Annotated in this window: 18 protein-coding genes; 10 read left to right on the top strand and 8 right to left on the bottom strand. The window is 59.1% G+C overall.

Annotated features, from left to right (window positions below; genetic code table 11):
- Nucleotides 1–153: 153 nt before the first annotated feature.
- Nucleotides 154–1,152 (top strand): acyltransferase family protein, encoded by a 999-nt coding sequence (locus tag ACA060_RS17260; RefSeq protein WP_497311989.1) that lies wholly within the window; start codon nucleotides 154–156, stop codon nucleotides 1,150–1,152.
- Nucleotides 1,153–1,351: 199 nt separating this feature from the next.
- The gene (locus ACA060_RS17255) at nucleotides 1,352–2,341 is read left to right on the top strand and encodes an MBL fold metallo-hydrolase (protein ID WP_497311987.1); all 990 of its coding nucleotides are present in this window, start codon (nucleotides 1,352–1,354) and stop codon (nucleotides 2,339–2,341) included.
- Here the strand turns inward: ACA060_RS17255 and ACA060_RS17250 are convergent.
- The 3 genes from ACA060_RS17250 to ACA060_RS17240 all read right to left on the bottom strand — a co-directional run bounded on the left by ACA060_RS17250 (nucleotide 2,335) and on the right by ACA060_RS17240 (nucleotide 3,948).
- Nucleotides 2,335–2,937 (bottom strand): P-loop NTPase family protein, encoded by a 603-nt coding sequence (locus ACA060_RS17250; protein WP_497311985.1) that lies wholly within the window; start codon nucleotides 2,935–2,937, stop codon nucleotides 2,335–2,337. The two genes, ACA060_RS17255 and ACA060_RS17250, sit on opposite strands and share 7 nt — an antisense overlap.
- A 107-nt stretch (nucleotides 2,938–3,044) precedes the next feature.
- Nucleotides 3,045–3,479: a GNAT family N-acetyltransferase gene (locus ACA060_RS17245; RefSeq protein WP_497311984.1), complete on the bottom strand. Its 435-nt coding sequence runs from the start codon at nucleotides 3,477–3,479 to the stop codon at nucleotides 3,045–3,047.
- Nucleotides 3,480–3,570: 91 nt separating this feature from the next.
- A complete protein-coding gene (locus ACA060_RS17240; protein WP_497311982.1) occupies nucleotides 3,571–3,948 on the bottom strand; it encodes a winged helix-turn-helix transcriptional regulator in 378 nt (125 codons plus the stop codon).
- A 90-nt stretch (nucleotides 3,949–4,038) separates the two neighbouring features.
- On the opposite strand from ACA060_RS17240, the gene ACA060_RS17235 reads away from it, so the two are divergent.
- Together ACA060_RS17235 and ACA060_RS17230 are read left to right on the top strand one after the other, a co-directional pair.
- Nucleotides 4,039–5,196, top strand: coding sequence for an alkene reductase (locus ACA060_RS17235; RefSeq protein ID WP_497311980.1), 1,158 nt, complete (start codon nucleotides 4,039–4,041; stop codon nucleotides 5,194–5,196).
- Between the two features lie 108 nt (nucleotides 5,197–5,304).
- The gene (locus ACA060_RS17230; RefSeq protein WP_497311978.1) at nucleotides 5,305–5,763 is read left to right on the top strand and encodes a metallophosphoesterase family protein; all 459 of its coding nucleotides are present in this window, start codon (nucleotides 5,305–5,307) and stop codon (nucleotides 5,761–5,763) included.
- A 98-nt stretch (nucleotides 5,764–5,861) separates the two neighbouring features.
- Here the strand turns inward: ACA060_RS17230 and ACA060_RS17225 are convergent, their stop codons facing one another.
- Nucleotides 5,862–6,926, bottom strand: coding sequence for an alpha/beta fold hydrolase (locus ACA060_RS17225; RefSeq protein WP_497311976.1), 1,065 nt, complete (start codon nucleotides 6,924–6,926; stop codon nucleotides 5,862–5,864).
- Between the two features lie 326 nt (nucleotides 6,927–7,252).
- Here ACA060_RS17225 and ACA060_RS17220 point away from each other — a divergent pair, with 326 nt between their 5' ends.
- Nucleotides 7,253–7,852: an HD domain-containing protein gene (locus tag ACA060_RS17220; RefSeq protein WP_497318293.1), complete on the top strand. Its 600-nt coding sequence runs from the start codon at nucleotides 7,253–7,255 to the stop codon at nucleotides 7,850–7,852.
- Between the two features lie 70 nt (nucleotides 7,853–7,922).
- Here the strand turns inward: ACA060_RS17220 and ACA060_RS17215 are convergent, their stop codons facing one another.
- The 3 genes from ACA060_RS17215 to ppk2 form a co-directional block, all read right to left on the bottom strand.
- Nucleotides 7,923–8,291, bottom strand: a complete 369-nt coding sequence (locus tag ACA060_RS17215; protein ID WP_497311974.1) for a DoxX-like family protein — start codon at nucleotides 8,289–8,291, stop codon at nucleotides 7,923–7,925.
- Nucleotides 8,288–8,740, bottom strand: coding sequence for a thiol-disulfide oxidoreductase DCC family protein (locus tag ACA060_RS17210; RefSeq protein WP_497311972.1), 453 nt, complete (start codon nucleotides 8,738–8,740; stop codon nucleotides 8,288–8,290). The genes ACA060_RS17215 and ACA060_RS17210 overlap by 4 nt, the downstream gene beginning before the upstream one ends.
- Nucleotides 8,741–8,864: 124 nt before the next feature.
- Nucleotides 8,865–9,782 carry a polyphosphate kinase 2 gene (ppk2, locus tag ACA060_RS17205; protein WP_497311970.1) on the bottom strand — a complete coding sequence of 306 codons (918 nt, stop codon included), beginning with the start codon at nucleotides 9,780–9,782 and terminating at the stop codon, nucleotides 8,865–8,867.
- 189 nt (nucleotides 9,783–9,971) lie between these two features.
- On the opposite strand from ppk2, the gene ACA060_RS17200 reads away from it, so the two are divergent.
- The gene (locus tag ACA060_RS17200; RefSeq protein WP_109632648.1) at nucleotides 9,972–10,907 is read left to right on the top strand and encodes a Ppx/GppA family phosphatase; all 936 of its coding nucleotides are present in this window, start codon (nucleotides 9,972–9,974) and stop codon (nucleotides 10,905–10,907) included.
- Nucleotides 10,908–11,019: 112 nt separating this feature from the next.
- On the opposite strand, the gene ACA060_RS17195 is transcribed toward ACA060_RS17200, so the two are convergent.
- A complete protein-coding gene (locus ACA060_RS17195; protein ID WP_109632647.1) occupies nucleotides 11,020–11,382 on the bottom strand; it encodes a DUF6124 family protein in 363 nt (120 codons plus the stop codon).
- 519 nt (nucleotides 11,383–11,901) lie between these two features.
- On the opposite strand from ACA060_RS17195, the gene ACA060_RS17190 reads away from it, so the two are divergent.
- The 4 genes from ACA060_RS17190 (at nucleotide 11,902) to ACA060_RS17175 (ending at nucleotide 16,644) form a co-directional block, all read left to right on the top strand.
- Nucleotides 11,902–12,306, top strand: a complete 405-nt coding sequence (locus ACA060_RS17190) for a DUF1801 domain-containing protein (RefSeq protein WP_497311968.1) — start codon at nucleotides 11,902–11,904, stop codon at nucleotides 12,304–12,306.
- Nucleotides 12,307–13,373: 1,067 nt separating this feature from the next.
- Entirely contained in the window at nucleotides 13,374–14,378 is a 1,005-nt protein-coding gene (locus ACA060_RS17185) for a PdxA family dehydrogenase (protein ID WP_497311966.1), read from the top strand.
- A 41-nt stretch (nucleotides 14,379–14,419) separates the two neighbouring features.
- Nucleotides 14,420–15,298 (top strand): alpha/beta fold hydrolase, encoded by an 879-nt coding sequence (locus ACA060_RS17180; RefSeq protein WP_109632641.1) that lies wholly within the window; start codon nucleotides 14,420–14,422, stop codon nucleotides 15,296–15,298.
- Nucleotides 15,299–15,360: 62 nt separating this feature from the next.
- Complete coding sequence (locus ACA060_RS17175) at nucleotides 15,361–16,644, top strand: MFS transporter (RefSeq protein WP_497311963.1); 1,284 nt, start codon at nucleotides 15,361–15,363, stop codon at nucleotides 16,642–16,644.
- Nucleotides 16,645–16,680: the final 36 nt, after the last annotated feature.

Raw genomic sequence — 16,680 nt, 5'->3', positions numbered from 1 at the left:
CCCGGGGGAATCTGAATAGTCCCACACGGCAGGGATCGCCGGATCGATTCGCGCAGATGAAGGAAGGTTCCGGCGCCACGAAAAAAGCCTGTTCTCAGGACTGAAAGCATCGTAGCTTACGCGCCATAAATATAAGGATGTCTGGAGAACCGGGTGGGAGCATATCGTCTGTTGTTGGCCGTTCTGGTGGCCGTTTCTCATATGGGCAAGACGTTCGCGGGGCTTAACCCTGGCGTGGTTGCTGTGGTTTCCTTTCTGATCATCAGCGGCTTCGTAATGACCTCGCTCATCGAGCGCAATTACAAGGCGCCGGAGAAAATCGGCCTGTTCTACATGGACCGGGCCTTGCGGCTTTACCCGCAGTTCCTGTTCTACTTCCTGGCATCCTGCACCGTGATTTATTTCCTGCTGCCCGGCACGCCCCAAGCCGCCGAGCTGACCTTCAAGACCATCGCGCAGAGTCTTGCCATGGTGCCCCTCGGTTTCTACATGTTCGGGGTTGCAGGGTCGCTGATCTTGCCGCCGGGCTGGTCGCTGGGGCTTGAAATGTGTTTCTACCTGGTGATCCCTTTCTTGATTATCTACAAGGCGCGGGGCATTGCGTTTGCCTTGTCTGTTGCGGTTTTCATGACGGCCTGTCTTGGTTTCATCAACACCGATGTGTACGGCTATCGCCTGTTGCCGGGCGTCTTGTTCATGTTCCTGTGCGGCAGCTACCTGTACAAACCGCGAGCGAAGGGTCTGGCGATCGCTGCCGGCACCGCCATGGTGGCGGCCTTGATGTTTGCGGCGATCGAAGCGGGGCTGATTGAGCGTCGGCCATTTAACGCGGAAGTGACTGCGGGCATCGCGTTAGGCATCCCGGCGGTGTACGTGCTGACGAAACTCAAGTTTCACCGGGTTGACGAGTTCCTCGGGGACATCAGCTATGGCGTGTTTTTGAATCACTTTGTGGTGATGTACTTCCTGCGCGCTTTCTGGCCCGTTGCCTACGACGCGCCTATCGTTGCCGCCGTTCTGATCCTGTCGTTCGGGTTGAGCTGCGTTTCGTACTACTGCATCGAACGGCCGGCCCTGAAACTCCGTCATGCGCTTCGGGCGGGCGTGAGGTATGGCGTGGGTAAACCGCAAGGCGGCGAAACGGCGGCTTAGTGCGTGTAACTTCGTAGAGGCATCCTCCTACCCTTTTGCATGAAGCGATCACGCTAAGGTGCAAGCGCACCATACCCAGGTATGGTAGCTGGCGCGGTGCGTCGCGATGCAGACTCGGTTTCTGGGCGATCCGTCCCTCTCACGTCGAGAGAGCGGTTTTCGCTCGAGATTTCTTGAGCCAGGCAATCGGAGAACGACCATGACGACGCATCTGAACTTCCCCGTCCCGAAGGATGGAGCCCATCAGGAAAACAGCGGTCTGCAGGAGTCAAACGTAAGCGTGCACAGCACCTCACACCCCGGTGGAGCGGGGGTCGAGGAGCTGGTTTCTTCGCGCTATGCGCTGCGGGTCGGCGAGATCGACGTGCTGGTGATCAGCGATGGCGTGCTGCCTTTGCCGACATCGACGATGTCTACCAATGTCGACCCGGCCGATCGCGCGGCCTGGTTCAAGGATCAGTACCTGGGGCCGGACGCATTCGATTGGCCGCTGAACGTGCTGGTGCTGCGCAGCGGCGACCAGACCATACTCGTCGACGCGGGACTGGGAGGGCAGTTCCCCGGCTTTCCGCGGGCCGGGATGTTCCCCAAGCGACTGCAAGCTGCCGGCATCGATCTGGCGTCCGTGACCGACGTGGTGATTACCCACATGCACATGGACCATATCGGCGGGTTGCTCGTCGACGAGGTGAAGAGCCGGCTGCGTGCGGACGTGCGAATTCACGTTTCGGCCACTGAGGTTGCGTTCTGGGCGTCACCCGATTTTTCCCTCACCACCATGCCGTCGCCAGTGCCGGACGTCCTGCGCTCAACCGCCCAGCAGTTCATGCAGGAATTCCACAGCAAACTGCAAACATTTGAAGACCACTATGAGGTGGCGCCGGGCGTTGTCGTCAAACTTACCGGCGGGCACACCCCGGGGCACAGCGTGGTCTACGTGAACTCCGGCGGTGAGTGGTTGACGTTCGCAGGTGACGCGCTGTTCCCGGTCGCCTTTGAACATCCCGATTGGCAAAACGGCTTCGAACATGACCCTGAAGAGTCGGTCCGCGTTCGGGTGCGTCTGATGCAAGAGGCGGCGGCGAGCGGTGAGCTGTTTGTCGCCACGCACCTGCCATTCCCCTCCGTTGGCCGAGTGGCCATCGACGGCAACGCCTTTCGCTGGATAGCGGCTTTCTGGGATTACTGACTGCTTGTTTGGTCCGGACCTCCGTTCAGGTCAAGGCAGCCCGTTCGCTCGGGGTGTTCAGGCGGGACGGAGGTTACAGACATTGCGGGCAAGTCATCGAGAAACGCAGCAATCTGCCGGTTACCGCGCAAGTGCACCGTAGGAATTTGCGGGCCTATGGCCAGTCGTACTGCCTCGATACCTGGGCGATAGCCACGATCGTAATTCCACACGAAGTTCAGAAAGGTCAGGAATGCCCGGTCGAGCTTCTCCGTGCAGCCTGCAGGCAGGTCAGCGCGAGGGCGGTTCATGATGCTGCGTATGATTACCCTGGCGAGACAGGTGAGCCGCGATGTATCGAGCCAGATGATCAGGTCGGTACGGGGCAGGCGAAGGTCGAAGGTTCGCCGCGCATAGTTGCCCTCACACACCCAGGCATCCGGTGCGATCGCTTCGCGGACCCGCGCGCGGAATTGCTCAGCATCGGGTTCGACCCAGTCGGGTTCCCAGAACAATGTGTCGAGATGCACCACGGGCAGGCCCATGCGTTCGCCGAGGGCGCGGGCGAGGGTGGATTTGCCGCTGCCGGCATTGCCCAGAATTACAATCCGTTGCATGGGGACTTCCTGTCGCGAAAAAAGCCGGCGATTGTGCAGGTTTTGGAGGGCCAGTTAAAGGCTGATGGCGCGCGCGACCGCGCACGGGATTGAATGGTGTCACTCGGTCATACGTTCTCATTATCCGATCGGGTAAACGAATACCGATCGATATCAGACCTGAGCTGCCAACCCTGGCTTTGCCAATAGCTGGCAGCTGTTCCATTGGTCTTGAAAACGTCGAGATGACATTTAAGTATTCCGAGTTTTTCAAGACTCGAAAGACAGCGCTCTACCAGCGCATTGGCGATGCCTTGGCGCCGATATTGAGGACGGACAACCAGATGCTGCAAATAGCCTCTGCGGCCGTCGTGTCCGCACATGACGCATCCACACAGATCGGCTCCGGCTTCAGCCACGAAGCTCATTCCGGGGTTTCGTTCCAGATACCTCGAGGTCGATTCACGAGAGTCGGCATCACGCAAGGAAACGCCCGGGGTACGCCTCATGAGGTCGATGACCGCGTCATAGTCGTCCATGGTCATAACACGGATGTTGAACATTGCTTGAGCCTGGCGTTGATAACTATGGGATCCGGCAGACTAGCAGAGGCAGTGATCAGGAACAGCCTCAGACGCTGAAATGAAATACGTGTCAGTGGGTGCGATCCCGAACAACCGCCTCACATGGCAGCAGCCGATGGGCCTCATCGAGTTCCGTGGCGTGATGGACGCCCCATTCGATCAGCGTTTCCAGGATGGGCCGCAGGCTTTCGCCCAGCGGGGTGAGCAGGTATTCGATCCCCTGACGATCCTCGGCACTGGGCTGGCGATTCACCATCCCATGTTCCTCAAGCGCTCGCAGTTGCTCTATCAACACCTTCTGTGAAACGCCGACAATGCGCTTCTCCAGATCACAGGTGCGTTGCGGCCCGTCCAGCAGCACATGGAGGATGACCCCTTTCCAGCGCCCGGAGAGGACAGCCAGCGTGCGCTCAATCGGCAAACCCGGCAGTCTATTGATTGTCTTCATGTGCCACCACTGACAAAACGGTGTGTAGATGGGCGCGACTTACGAACCGTACGCTTTCCTTCCGATCCAGTCCGACCCGAAGGAAGACCCATGATAGACCTGTTTGAATCCCATTTGGTTAGCGGTACCGTTGCGCTGACGAACCGCATGGTCATGGCTCCCATGACTCGTACGCGGACGGCCGAGGGTGACGTCCCGAACGAATTGATGGCCACCTACTACGGGCAGCGCGCCAGTGCCGGCCTGATCGTCACCGAAGCAACGGACATTGCGCTGTCCAGCAACGGCTACGCCATGACCCCCGGCATCTACACGCAAGCTCAGCGGGAGGGCTGGCGGCTGGTGACAGATGAGGTTCACCGCAATGGCGGCACGATATTTCTGCAACTGTGGCACGTCGGCCGGATGGCCCATCCATCGCTCATGCCGAACGGCGAGGCGCCTTGGGGGGTGACCGAGGAAAGGGCTGACTCGCAAGTATTTGCCCACGGCCCAGATGGCAAGTTGGCCCATATCCCGACAGGCAAGCCCCGACGTCTGAGGCCTGAGGAAGTGATGGCTTTGGTCGGCACCTTCACTCGAGGCTGCATCAACGCTCGGGAGGCCGGATTTGACGGTGTCGAAATCCACGGAGCCAACGGCTATCTGTTAGAGCAGTTCATGAACTCGGTGCTCAACACGCGAACCGATTTATATGGAGGCGCAAGCGTAGAAAACCGTACACGGTTCCTTTTGGAAGTCGTTGAAGCGGCGGTGCGCGAATTGGGGCCGGGACGCGTGGGTGTGCGCCTGTCGCCGTTCGGCAAGTTCAACGGCATTCCGGCGGATCCTCGCACTGAGGAAACTTTGCTCTACGTTGCCGAGCGTCTGGGGCGTCTTGGTGTCGCCTATTTGCACCTGGTCTACGAGCTGATGCCTGAGGAAAACATGGAGGTCGCCGAGTTCAAATCGCACCACCTCGACCACGCACTGCTGGCCAAGGTTCGGGCAGTGTTTCCTGGGGCAATCATCTGGTGCGGTGGATTCACTGATCGCCAAAGCGCTGAGGATGCGCTTGATACCGGGTTGGTGGATTTGATCGCCTTCGGCAGGCCCTACATCGCAAACCCGGATCTGGTTGAGCGTTTCAAGCAGGACTGGCCGTTGGCCGAAGCGGACCGATCCACTTATTACACTCGATGCGGGGAGGTGGGTTATACGGATTTCCCTGCCTATTCCCTCGGCAGTGGTTCACGCCGGGCAGGTTGATAGCGATGGTGGGTAGAGCAGGCGTTGCCGGCGGCTCGGATCACGCAAGGGGCAGCCCTCACCGGGTTACACTCTGTTCCGATTCCTGATCCTGCTGCGGAGCCACACATGAAAGTTGGCGTGATTTCCGATACCCATGGCTTGCTCCGCGCCGAAGCCCTTGCTGCCCTGGCGGGTTGCGAGCGGATCATTCACGCGGGGGACATCGGCAACGCTGACATTCTCGATCAGCTAAGAGCGATCGCGCCGCTGCACGTCGTCCGTGGGAACAATGACCTGGACGCCCCTTGGGCAGAAAATATCCCCGACCTTCTTCGTTTCGATCTCAACGGATGGGAGGCGCTGCTGGTGCATGACATCGCCGATGTCCCCGCCGTGCTCGATTCAGCCATCAAGCTGGTGATCACCGGCCATTCTCACAAGCCACGCATAGAGTGGCGCGGTGAACGGCTTTACCTCAATCCCGGCAGCGCGGGACGGCGACGCTTCAAGTTGTCGGTGACGCTGGCGCTGCTGGAGGTGCTCGAAACCTCCATAGAGCCGCGCCTGATCTCGCTGCTGGAATGATCTAAAAGTGAGAGAGCCACCGGCGAATGCTTGCGCAAAAAAAACGGCCCGTTCAATAAAACGGGCCGTCGTTGTTAAGGTGCTAGTTCAGATCGGCCTCACAGGTGATCCGCATCAATCACCGCCTTGGCGAACGCCTGCGGATCTTCCTGCGGCAGGTTGTGACCGATGCCGCCGCTGATCAGCCGGAACTCGTATTTACCAGAGAAGCGCTTGGCGTAATCCTCGGGGGCAGGGTGCGGTGCGCCGTTGGCATCGCCTTCAAGGGTGATGGTCGGGACGCTGATGGATGGCGCGGTGGCCAGTTTCTGTTCGAGCGCCTCGTATTGCGGCTCGCCCTGGACCATGCCCAGACGCCAGCGGTAGTTGAAGACGGTGATCTCGACATGGTCCGGGTTGTCCAGCGCCTTGGCGCTGCGGTCGAACGTCGCGTCGTCGAACGCCCATTTTGGCGAGGCCAGTTGCCAGATCAGCTTGGCGAAGTCGTGGGTGTTTTTCTCGTACCCGGCGCGACCGCGGTCGGTGGCAAAGTAAAACTGGTACCACCACTGCAATTCAGCCTTGGGTGGCAGCGGGTTCTTGCCGGCCGCCTGATTACCGATCAGATAGCCGCTGACCGACACCAGCGCCTTGACCCGTTCTGGCCACAGCGCCGAGACGATGCCAGCAGAGCGCGCGCCCCAGTCGTAACCACCGAGCACCGCTTGCTTGATCTTCAGCGCATCCATGAAGTCGATGACGTCACTGGCCAGCGCGGCCGGTTGGCCATTGCGAAGGGTTTTATCGGACAGGAAATGTGTATCGCCGTAGCCACGCGCGTACGGCATCAAGACGCGATAACCCTTCGCTGCAAGCAGAGGGGCGACTTCGTCATAGCTGTGAATGTCATACGGCCAGCCGTGCAGGAGAATCACCACCGGCCCGTCGGCCGGACCGGTTTCGGCGTAGGCCACATTTAGCAGGCCTGCCTTGATGTGCTTCAGCGGGCCGAACGGAGAGGGTGTTGAATAAGTGGCCTCGGCCTTGGTTGCAGCCGGCTGTGCGGCGGCAGGTGTTTGCGCGTGGGCCACGCCGAGCGCGCCGAACAGGGCGAACGCCAGGATCGACGAGCTGACCAAGCGGCGGCGGGTGTTGCCGATTTTGTTGTGCATTGCCATCTTCATGGTGATGTCTCCGTTGCAAGCCGTTGGCCAGGGGATCTGGCTGAGCCCCTTGAAACCTTGAATGCATTTCAACGCGGTGACGTATCTGGCCTGTGTCGAATCCCGGGCCGGGTGAAAACAGATGTATCAAGAGGATAGCCAGACACACTGTGATACACAGCGGCGCAGCAAAAAAAGCTGTGATTGGCGCATTGGAAATTCGCGACATTGGCGCTGGGTTGCAACCCGAGCGACGCGTACCCTTTTCAAGATCACCGGGCCGATCTGACAGAGGTTAAACCGTGGCGACGAACGACATTTTCAGCGTGAAAATCCCTGACAGCAAAATGGCCCGCGAGGTGACGCAGCTCATTCGCGATACCGAAAGCGAGTTGCTGTTTTCCCACTCCACCCGCGTCTACTTCTGGGGCGCTTTGCTCGGGGAACGCAAAGGCCTGGCCTTCGATCCGGAGTTACTCTACGTCGCGGCCATGTTCCACGACCTCGGCCTGACCTCGATCTATCACGAAAGCCAGCTTCGCTTCGAGGTCGACAGCGCGAATGCCGCGCGTGACTTTTTGCGCGGTCATCACATCGCCGAAGCGGACATCGAGAAAGTCTGGAACGCCGTCGCGCTCCATACGACGCCGGGCATTCCAGAGCACATGCATTCAGAAATCGCCCTGGTTCAGGCTGGCGCGGGGATGGACGTAGCGGGGCGTGGTTTTGAACTGTTCACAGACGCGCAACGCGAAGCGGTGATCGCCGCCTATCCTCGCGATACCGATTTTGCCCATCAGATGATCGACGCGTTTTATCGCGGTCTGCAGCATCGGCCCCACAGCACGTTCGGGACCTTTAACGATGATTTCCTTGCCTGCAAGGATCCGGGTTTCCAGCGAGTGAATCTTTGCAGCGTTATCTTGAGTTCGCGTTGGGAGCGGTGAGTTTTCCACTCAGCGCCGAAGATTCTTTGGTCGGGAGATGGCCCGCGCGCGGATCGGTTCACACAACGGCTCAAACCCTGCTATTCCAGGTCACCGCACACAGCGCCAGTCCGGCCACATTGAGGGTGACGGGATTGAAGGCATCCCTGAGCAGGGAAGGATTGAAAATCGCCACATCCAGCAGCAAGCCAGCCAACGCCGTCGAGGCAACGATCAATGGCCACGCAATGCTTGACGCGAGCAGTAACCATAAGGCCAAGGCAATTTCCACGACCCCGGCCGCATAGGCAAACAACTCCACCTGATCGATGCCATGGGCTTGAATCATGGTCCGCTCGCCGGGGCTCAGCCACAGCAACTTGGGCACCAGACCGTGATAGGCAAACATGAACGCCAGGCTTCCCCGGGCGATCCAGTGGGTGCGTTTCAAGGGGCTCACGTGGGCGTTTTCAAGAATCGACGTTCATGGTCGGGATGCGGCAACAGGCACGTGTCGTATTTCCCAAAAAGTCGATATCGATTCAGCGCGATGCGATCGTAGGCCCAATCGCGCAGCCTGCGTGGGCAGGCGCGCAACAGTCCTAACGGGCGCCAGGCGCGGGGCAACCGGGCAATGACTTCGAAGACGGCATCCGAACGCACCCAATAGTGCCGGTCGCGGATCACCGCCATGGTATCGAATTGATCCAGGGGCAAACCTGCCCACGCCAGCAGCGCCTGCCCCTCGGGCGATTGCACTGCGGCCAGCCGCACGCGTCGGTCGTGGTCGTGGCGGATCAGGAACCTTGCCCAGCCGTTGCACAGCTTGCACACACCGTCGAACAAGACCACGGTCTCGCCTGGCTGGAGCAAGGGCGCGGGGGAGGGGCGAATGGTGGACGCTGGCATAGAGAAGGTCCATGGGAGGTATCCCGGATCATACCCGCGTGCCAGGGCGAAAGTCTTTACGCAAGCGGCAGCCTCTATAGAGACTGTCGCTGCACGATGGGTCTGCAGCGCAGCCTGACCGGTTTCAATAAACCTGAGGCACGATGATTTCCGGTGGCGTCGGATTGCGCGAATAGTCTTCTTGACGTTCGCGTTCCGGCAACTGGATCACCGCCTGTTCCACCTCTTCATAAGGCATCTGCTTGAGCAGGTGATTGATGCAGTTGAGCCGGGCCTTTTTCTTGTCGTCGGCCTGCACCACCCACCACGGCGCTTCGGCGATGTGGGTGCGTTCGAGCATGATTTCCTTGGCCTTGGTGTAGGCTTCCCAGCGCCGACGGGACTCGAGGTCCATGGGGCTGAGTTTCCATTGTTTGAGCGGGTCGTGAATACGGCTGAGAAAGCGCAGGTGCTGTTCCTGATCGGAGATGGAGAACCAGTATTTGATCAACTGAATGCCGGAGCGGGCGAGCATCCGTTCGAACTCCGGCACGGAGCGGAAGAACTCTTCATATTGATCGGCATTGCAAAACCCCATGACCTGCTCGACACCCGCGCGGTTGTACCAGCTGCGGTCGAACAGGACGATTTCACCCGCGGCCGGCAGGTGTGAAACGTAGCGCTGGAAATACCATTGCGTGCGCTCGCGATCATTGGGCGCGGGCAGTGCGGCGACCCGGCAGACCCGGGGATTGAGCCGCTGGGTGATGCGCTTGATCACCCCACCTTTCCCCGCCGCGTCGCGTCCTTCGAACAGGATCACCACTTTGTGCCCGGTCTTGACCACCCAACTCTGCAGCTTCACCAGTTCGCCTTGTAGACGAAACAGTTCACTGAAGTAGCGGCGTCTTTCTTCCTTTTCGCTGTTGTCGCCGACGTGTTCTTCGAACAGCGAATTGAGGTCGTGCCCGTCCTCGAGTAATTCCAGTTCCAGCTCTTCGTCACTGTGATCGAGCAGCTCGCGATGGATGCGTTGCACCAGGGTGTCATTGGTTAAAAGCATGGCGAGGACTCCGGACGATGGTGGAAGTGGTCATGCTAGGCCGGGGGATATGACGAAGAAGTGACGATGAAGGGGCGGGGTCAATAAAGCGCGCTGTCATCTTCGTGTCACCCAAGGCATGGCAGGATCATCACAAACCATCTTGAATACCCCGCCCAAGGGCTGATGAATTTGCCAGGAATCGCCACCATGAAAGGAGATGCCCCTCTGTTTGCGGCCATTGACCTGGGCTCCAATGCGTTTCGCCTGATGATTGGCCAGTCGGTCAGACGCAACCAGCAGATCGTGATCCATGAAGTCAAAACCCTGCGCGAGCCCGTCCGTTTGTCAGAAGGCTTCCAGGGCGGCGCGCTGGATGAGCTGGCGTTGGATCGGGGATGGCAGGCGCTCGCGCGATTTGGCAAAAAACTGCGCGGCTTTGAGGCCGGACGCGTGCGAGCCGTCGCGACCAGCGCGGTGCGCGAAGCCGACAATGCCCAACTGTTTTTGACCAGTGCCGAGCGCCACCTGGGTTTCCGGATCGACGTGATCTCCGGGCACGAAGAAGCGAGGCTGGTGTACGCCGGGGTTGCCCACACGATACCGAGTGCCGCGAGTATGCGACTTGTTGTGGACATTGGCGGTGGCTCCACCGAGTTGATTCTGGGGCAGGGCACTCAGCCGCTGTTGACCGAAAGCATTGCCATTGGCAGCGGCACCTTTGGCGCGCGGTACTTTCAGGGAGGGTGCATCACGGCCCAAGCCCTGCTGGAAGCCGAGCGTGTCGCCACTGTGCAGTTTGAAAAAGTCGCACGTCGTTACCGGGCGCTGGGTTGGCAGCAGTCCATCGGTTCTTCAGGCACCGCGCGGATGCTCGCCAAAGTCCTCAAGGCCAACGGCTTGAATGACGAAGGCCAAGGCGGAATCACTTACGGCGGCCTGCTGCGCTTGTCGTTACGCCTGCTTGAAGCGGGGCATGTCAATCAGCTCGGGTTGGCGGGCTTGCAACCCCATCGCCTGAGCAGTTTGCCGGGTGGGCTGGTGGTCATGCTGGCTGCGTTCAAGGTCTTTGGTATCTCCCAGATGACACCGTCCGAGGCGGGTTTGAGGCTCGGGGTGCTTCATGGATTGATGGCCAGGCACTGACTGCTTGGGGCAAAGGTTTCGACATCGTTGATCCCTCGGAGCTGTGAGCGACCCCGAAAGGGACCGCTGCACAGCTCACCGTCAGTTACGCATTCACCACAGCGAGTGGCACTTACTTGGGTAGATCAATTTTATCCAGCACCCGGTTTGCGGTGATCTCCGCCATCATGATGCTGTTGGAAATGCCCAGCAGGGCGTAGCGCGACTCGCCCTCCAGGTGATCCACCAACTGGTGCACCATCACGTCGACCGAGGCCAGGGTCTCGACCAGGTAGACACTCAGTGTTTCGGCCGTGGCCTCGGGGTCTACGGAAAACAGGGTGCTGCGCGTTCTCGGGGTGGCTTTGATGTCGGCGTTTGACGGGAAGTGAAAGTCGAGAGCGCGTTCGGCGGCCTCGTTGAGTTTTTTGGAATCGGTGGATTCGTAGGGGGAAACGTCGTCCGTTTCGGGTGGATTTGGCGTAGGTTTGAACATGGATGAAACCTCTTACGTCGTTTAAATGAAGGCCATCACTCTCGCTACCAAACGAGGGGTGGCGGCCATGCTCAGGTTGGTAGACCGGGACGTAAGAAACCGGCGCGCCCGAAAGCGCCCTGTGCATGACCACCATAAAGCAGAGTCGAACAAACGCTGCGAATCATGATGCTTAGCACCTTACGTATACCCCGGGGCTACCAAACCCCCATCGCTGTTTTTCAGCGACGGGGAAACGATAAGTCCCAAGTCCAAGGCGCACAAGCCGGCGGATTCTGGCGCAGTCGTAGGTAACGGCGCAAGGATGTGTAGCCTGAGAGAGTGTCTGGAGATGTCGATTAAACACCGATGTTTAATTGGACTTCGCCTTCAGGATCGGACGGAAAATAGAGACGTCCCCTTTTCTTCTGCATGGCGGTGATTGCCTGGACGCAAACCGTCAGTCAGCGACACTGGACGGCGGGCAAACGGCAACTATCTTGAAGCGGGCGAAAACCATCCTGAAGGAGCGGCAACTCGATGAAGAAGGAAGCGATCGGCGCAAATGACGGAGAGATTGAAGAGGCCTCTTCGCTGATAGACGCGAGAATCAAGGAGTTGAGCGATTGGCGGGGCGAAACGCTAGCCAAGGTCCGGGCACTCATCCGGCAGGCCGACCCTGACGTGGTCGAAGAATGGAAGTGGCGGGTTCCGGTGTGGTCGCACGCGGGCATCATCTGCACCGGGGAGACGTACAAGAACGCCGTGAAGATGACCTTCGCCAAGGGGGCTTCGCTGGAGGATCCTTCAAGGTTGTTCAATGCCAGTCTTGAAGGTAATACCCGACGTGCGATTGATGTGCATGAAGGCGATGAGATTGATGAAGAGGCGTTGAAGGTGCTGATTAACGCCGCCGTCACCTTCAACACTTCGCGAACGACCTAGCGTGCCAAAACGGTGAAATGAGAGCAAAGGAGGTGGGGTTATTCATCGTGATCCCACTGCGCGCGATATGGCGGGTCGAATCGCAGCCAGCATGGCCAAGGTCCAAAAACGACAGGCGAAAAAAAACCGCCTTTGCGGGGCGGTTCTTTTGTAAGCCCCAGTTTGCGGCTGAGGCTTGGTGCATCTCACGGACAACACTAGCGTGGGGGCATGGTATTAAGCTTTGCTTATCCTTGCAACGTTATTTTGCATTGATTGATTTACGTCATATGCAGGCATCACTAGAGAATTTCGGTGTTCTAAGCGATAGAAATAACCTGACAGAAATAACGTTTTACAAAAACACGTCATCACTTTGCCTTGGAACGTCAAAGACCAGCCGCTGCGCTGAAGATTCTAGGTTAATATGCCGGCGCTCACATGCTAATGCGGCTGTGAGGTTTGGCCAGTTACATAACGGTTTCACGCCCTCTGACACGGTTTTGCACCCGTGCCGGAATGATGGTTCGGGGGGAACTCAACCGGCCGCCTCACGGACAACATTAGCGTGTATATCCGAAGGCACGCGTGATCCGGTAAGTGCGCTGGAGGTTTGGCCCCCAACCTGGAGGTCAAAACGTATGAAGCTATTGCTGCGTACGCTGAGCCTCGTATGGAGATTGTTTAAAGCGTTTCGCTTTTACGAGTTCCTGCGAGACCACTTTGACGACCTGAAGTAACGGCCGTTGATGTGGGGAAAAGCCCGTTTCAGTTTCGGCTGAAACGGGCTTTTTTTGTCTCTGTAAAGCTGTCAAAAGTAGGATATTTCTCGTTTTGGTGTCAGGCGCTTGTGGGACACTTCCTCGGCATCCGTAGGTGCTATCCGAAGATCTTGCTTCGCCACCTCCGGCCACCCCCCGCTCAAACCACAATCTGTGAACCCCCACCCCACGTTTCGCACCTTGAAGCCCCAGCCCGTCGGCCTAGGATGGGCCTCAGTGGTTGCACCGGACTGTTGGCCTGCGTTCCGCCATCGGCGCTGCCCATAACAATAAAAGACACACCTTGCCTGGACTGGAGAAAAACTGATGAAACCCCTGATTGGACTTATGCTGGGCGATGTCACCGGCATTGGCCCCGAGTTGGTCGTCAAGCTGTTGGCGACGCCTGAGGCACGTGAGCGGGCGGATGTGGTGATCATTGGTGACGAGCGTGTGCTCGAGCTCGGCATGCGTGACGCCGGTCAGCGCATTCCCTACCAGAAGATTGTGCACCTGCGCGAGGCCGACCATTCCCAGGCGGCCGTGCCCTTGATCGATTTACACAACGTGGATCCTGCGCTGTATGAGCGCGGCCTGGTCAACGCGGAGTCGGGTCGTCTGACCGGCGAAACCCTGAAGATCATGACCGACATGGCCCTGGCCGGAGAGCTCGATGGCATTTGCTTCGCGCCGCTCAACAAGGCCGGGCTGCATCGCGGTGGCTGGAAGTACCACGACGAACACCAGATGTTTGCGGCCTGGACCGAACATGTTGGTTACTTCGGCGAAGTGAACATCATCCCGCAGTTCTCGACCTTTCGCGTGACCTCCCATGTGGCGCTGCGCAAAGCTGTCGACATGGTGCAACCGGACCGCATCGAAGGGGCGTTGCAACTGGCCCACGACACGTTGCGTGCACTGGGCAACAACGCACCGCGCATCGGCGTCGCGGCACTCAATCCCCATGGCGGCGAGAACGGTCTGTTCGGCGACGAAGAGATCACGATCATCCGCCCGACGCTCGAAGCCCTGCGCCTCAAAGGCCTGGCCTGCGAAGGGCCGTTCCCGTCGGACACGGTGTTTATCAAGGCGCGCAACGGCGATTTCGATGCGGTGGTGATCATGTATCACGACCAGGGCCAGATCGCGACCAAGCTGCTGGGCTTCTCATCCGGCGTGACTTTGACCGGCGGCCTCAAGACTGTTTATGCGACTCCGGCACACGGCGTGGCGTACGACATCGTCGGCAAAGGCATCGCTGACGTTGGCGCCATGGCGGCTGCATTCCGTGTCGCCGCCGACAACGCTGCCGTGCGCAAAGCCAAACGCTAAACACCTGCCAAGTGATCGAGAAAAGAATCGAGGCTGACACCATGTTCGAGAATTTCACCAAGACCGTCACCAAAACCAGCGGTGCCGAGATTGTCACTGTCGTCGGTGGCGAAGGTCCGCCATTGCTGTTGATGCACGGCAACCCGTTCAATCACCTGTCCTGGCACAAGATTGCTCCGCGCCTGGCCAAGGATTTCACCGTGGTCTGCACCGACTTACGCGGTTACGGCGACAGCTCTAAACCGCAGGGCGGTGGCGATCACTCGGATTATTCCTTCCGCGCCATGGCCCAGGATCAGGTTGAAGTGATGCAGTCGTTGGGTTTCGAGCAGTTTTATGCCGCCGGTCACGACCGGGGCGCGCGGGTGCTGCATCGCATGTGCCTGGACCACGGTGACAAGGTGCTCAAGGCCGGTTTCGTCGACATGCTGCCGCAGCATTATTTGCTGAACAACGTCACGCGCCAGTGGGGCAAATTTTCCTGGCACTGGTTCTTCATGACCCAGGACGCCCCGACGCCAGAGCGAATGATGGACGCCGATCCGGAGTTCTTCATCCGCCGCAAGCTGTCGAAGACTGACCAAGGCACCAGTTTCTTCGGGCCCGAAGCGCTGGCCGACTACATCCGCTGCATCAAGAACCCTGCCACCACCCACGCCATGTGCGAAGACTACCGCGCGACCTTCGGCATCGACCTGGACATGGACACCGCCGACTTCGAGGCGGGCCGCCGGATTGACAACCCGGCGCTGATTCTCTGGGGCGAAAAGGGCGGCGTTGGCCGCAACCATAACGCCGCAGAAATCTGGAGCCGCTACGCCACCAATATCGTGCAAACCGCCACTGTGCCCTCGGGCCATTACCTGCAGGAAGAATGCCCGGACGAGACCTACGAGGTGTTGCACGGCTTCTTCAAGTAACGCAATGACAGGCGGTCCGGGATGACCGCCTGCCCACTAGAACTATAAAAAAAGGTGGAAAAATGATTCCGACTACGCTTGCGCAAAAACGCAGGGCAACGCTGACGTTCGTGTTGCTGTGCATCATGGCTTTCATCATGTACGTGGACCGCACCAACCTGGCCGTCGCCGCACCGACGATCAGCAAGGAGCTGGGTTTCAGCAACACCAACCTGGGCATGATGTTTTCCGCCTTCGCCATCGCCTACAGCTGCTTCATGATTCCCGGCGGCTGGTTCAGTGACCGTATCGGCTCACGCAAGGCGATGTTGCTGTACGGCATTATCTGGTCGGCCGCGACCATTGCCACGGGGCTGGTCAGTGGTCTGGTCGTGCTGGTGATTGCACGCTTCGTGGTCGGTATCGGCGAAGCACCGATCTACCCGACAGCGGCGCGCATGATCGCCCGCGCCATTCCCATCACCCAGCGCGGCACGGCCCAAGGCATGATGCATGCGTCAGGACGCCTGGCCAACGCACTGGCGCCGTTGATCGTGACGTTCATGATCATCCAGTTCTCGTGGCGCCTGACCTTCGTCATTCTCGGCGTGGTGACGTTGATCTACATGTTCATCATGTATTTCAGCCTGAGCGAATCGAAGAAACTGGTCGAATCCACCGCCGCTGTGCCGCTGCCACCCGTGGCCGCCAAGCCGGTCCATTGGCCGACAATGCTGCGTAAAGTCTGGCCAGCAGCGGCCACCTGTTTTTGCCATGGCTGGGTGCTGTGGTTCTTCCTGAACTGGATTCCGTCGTTCTTCACCCAACGCTACGGCATGGACCTGACCCACACCGCGTTGTTCTCGACCTTTGTGCTGCTGGGCGGCACCGTCGGCACCGCAGTCGGCGGCATGCTCTCGGACTGGCGCTTCAAGGTCACCGGCAACCGTCTGCGCTCGCGTCGCGACTTGATCATCTTCGGCTTCCTGGCCTCGATCATCGGCCTGATTCCGCTGTTGTTCACCCACGACCTGATGATCTGCGCCTGCGGCCTGAGCTTCTCGTTCTTTTGCTCGGAATTGGCGGACTCGCCGCTCTGGGTCATCGGCACCGAGGTATCCCACGAACATTCCGCAACTTCCAGCGCGTGCACTTTCACCGGCATGGCCCTGGCCGGTGCCGTGTCGCCGGTGGTGATCGGTTGGTTGCTGGACATCACGGGGAACAACTGGGCGGTGGCGTTCGGCGCTTCCATCGCTGTGGTGCTGATGGGGCCGGTGTTGGCGATGTTTATCACGCTGGATGACGAACCTGCGCCCGAGCCCGTTTCATCTTCGCATCCACAAGCTGCGGTGACTCAGGGCTGAGCCGAAACGGTTTGATCCTCCCTGACCGATAGCCGC

Source organism: Pseudomonas sp. LBUM1671 (genome assembly GCF_059695685.1).
This window is presented reverse-complemented; position numbering and strand designations above follow the sequence as displayed.

Excerpts from the sequence above, each read along its gene's own strand:
- ACA060_RS17255 (WP_497311987.1), top strand. The coding sequence starts at position 1,352 with ATGACGACGCATCTGAACTTCCCCGTCCCGAAGGATGGAGCCCATCAG.
- ACA060_RS17250 (WP_497311985.1), bottom strand. The coding sequence starts at position 2,937 with ATGCAACGGATTGTAATTCTGGGCAATGCCGGCAGCGGCAAATCCACC.
- ACA060_RS17245 (WP_497311984.1), bottom strand. The coding sequence starts at position 3,479 with ATGTTCAACATCCGTGTTATGACCATGGACGACTATGACGCGGTCATC.
- ACA060_RS17240 (WP_497311982.1), bottom strand. The coding sequence starts at position 3,948 with ATGAAGACAATCAATAGACTGCCGGGTTTGCCGATTGAGCGCACGCTG.
- ACA060_RS17235 (WP_497311980.1), top strand. The coding sequence starts at position 4,039 with ATGATAGACCTGTTTGAATCCCATTTGGTTAGCGGTACCGTTGCGCTG.
- ACA060_RS17230 (WP_497311978.1), top strand. The coding sequence starts at position 5,305 with ATGAAAGTTGGCGTGATTTCCGATACCCATGGCTTGCTCCGCGCCGAA.
- ACA060_RS17225 (WP_497311976.1), bottom strand. The coding sequence starts at position 6,926 with ATGAAGATGGCAATGCACAACAAAATCGGCAACACCCGCCGCCGCTTG.
- ACA060_RS17220 (WP_497318293.1), top strand. The coding sequence starts at position 7,253 with ATGGCCCGCGAGGTGACGCAGCTCATTCGCGATACCGAAAGCGAGTTG.
- ACA060_RS17210 (WP_497311972.1), bottom strand. The coding sequence starts at position 8,740 with ATGCCAGCGTCCACCATTCGCCCCTCCCCCGCGCCCTTGCTCCAGCCA.
- ppk2 (WP_497311970.1), bottom strand. The coding sequence starts at position 9,782 with ATGCTTTTAACCAATGACACCCTGGTGCAACGCATCCATCGCGAGCTG.
- ACA060_RS17200 (WP_109632648.1), top strand. The coding sequence starts at position 9,972 with ATGAAAGGAGATGCCCCTCTGTTTGCGGCCATTGACCTGGGCTCCAAT.
- ACA060_RS17195 (WP_109632647.1), bottom strand. The coding sequence starts at position 11,382 with ATGTTCAAACCTACGCCAAATCCACCCGAAACGGACGACGTTTCCCCC.
- ACA060_RS17190 (WP_497311968.1), top strand. The coding sequence starts at position 11,902 with ATGAAGAAGGAAGCGATCGGCGCAAATGACGGAGAGATTGAAGAGGCC.
- ACA060_RS17185 (WP_497311966.1), top strand. The coding sequence starts at position 13,374 with ATGAAACCCCTGATTGGACTTATGCTGGGCGATGTCACCGGCATTGGC.
- ACA060_RS17180 (WP_109632641.1), top strand. The coding sequence starts at position 14,420 with ATGTTCGAGAATTTCACCAAGACCGTCACCAAAACCAGCGGTGCCGAG.
- ACA060_RS17175 (WP_497311963.1), top strand. The coding sequence starts at position 15,361 with ATGATTCCGACTACGCTTGCGCAAAAACGCAGGGCAACGCTGACGTTC.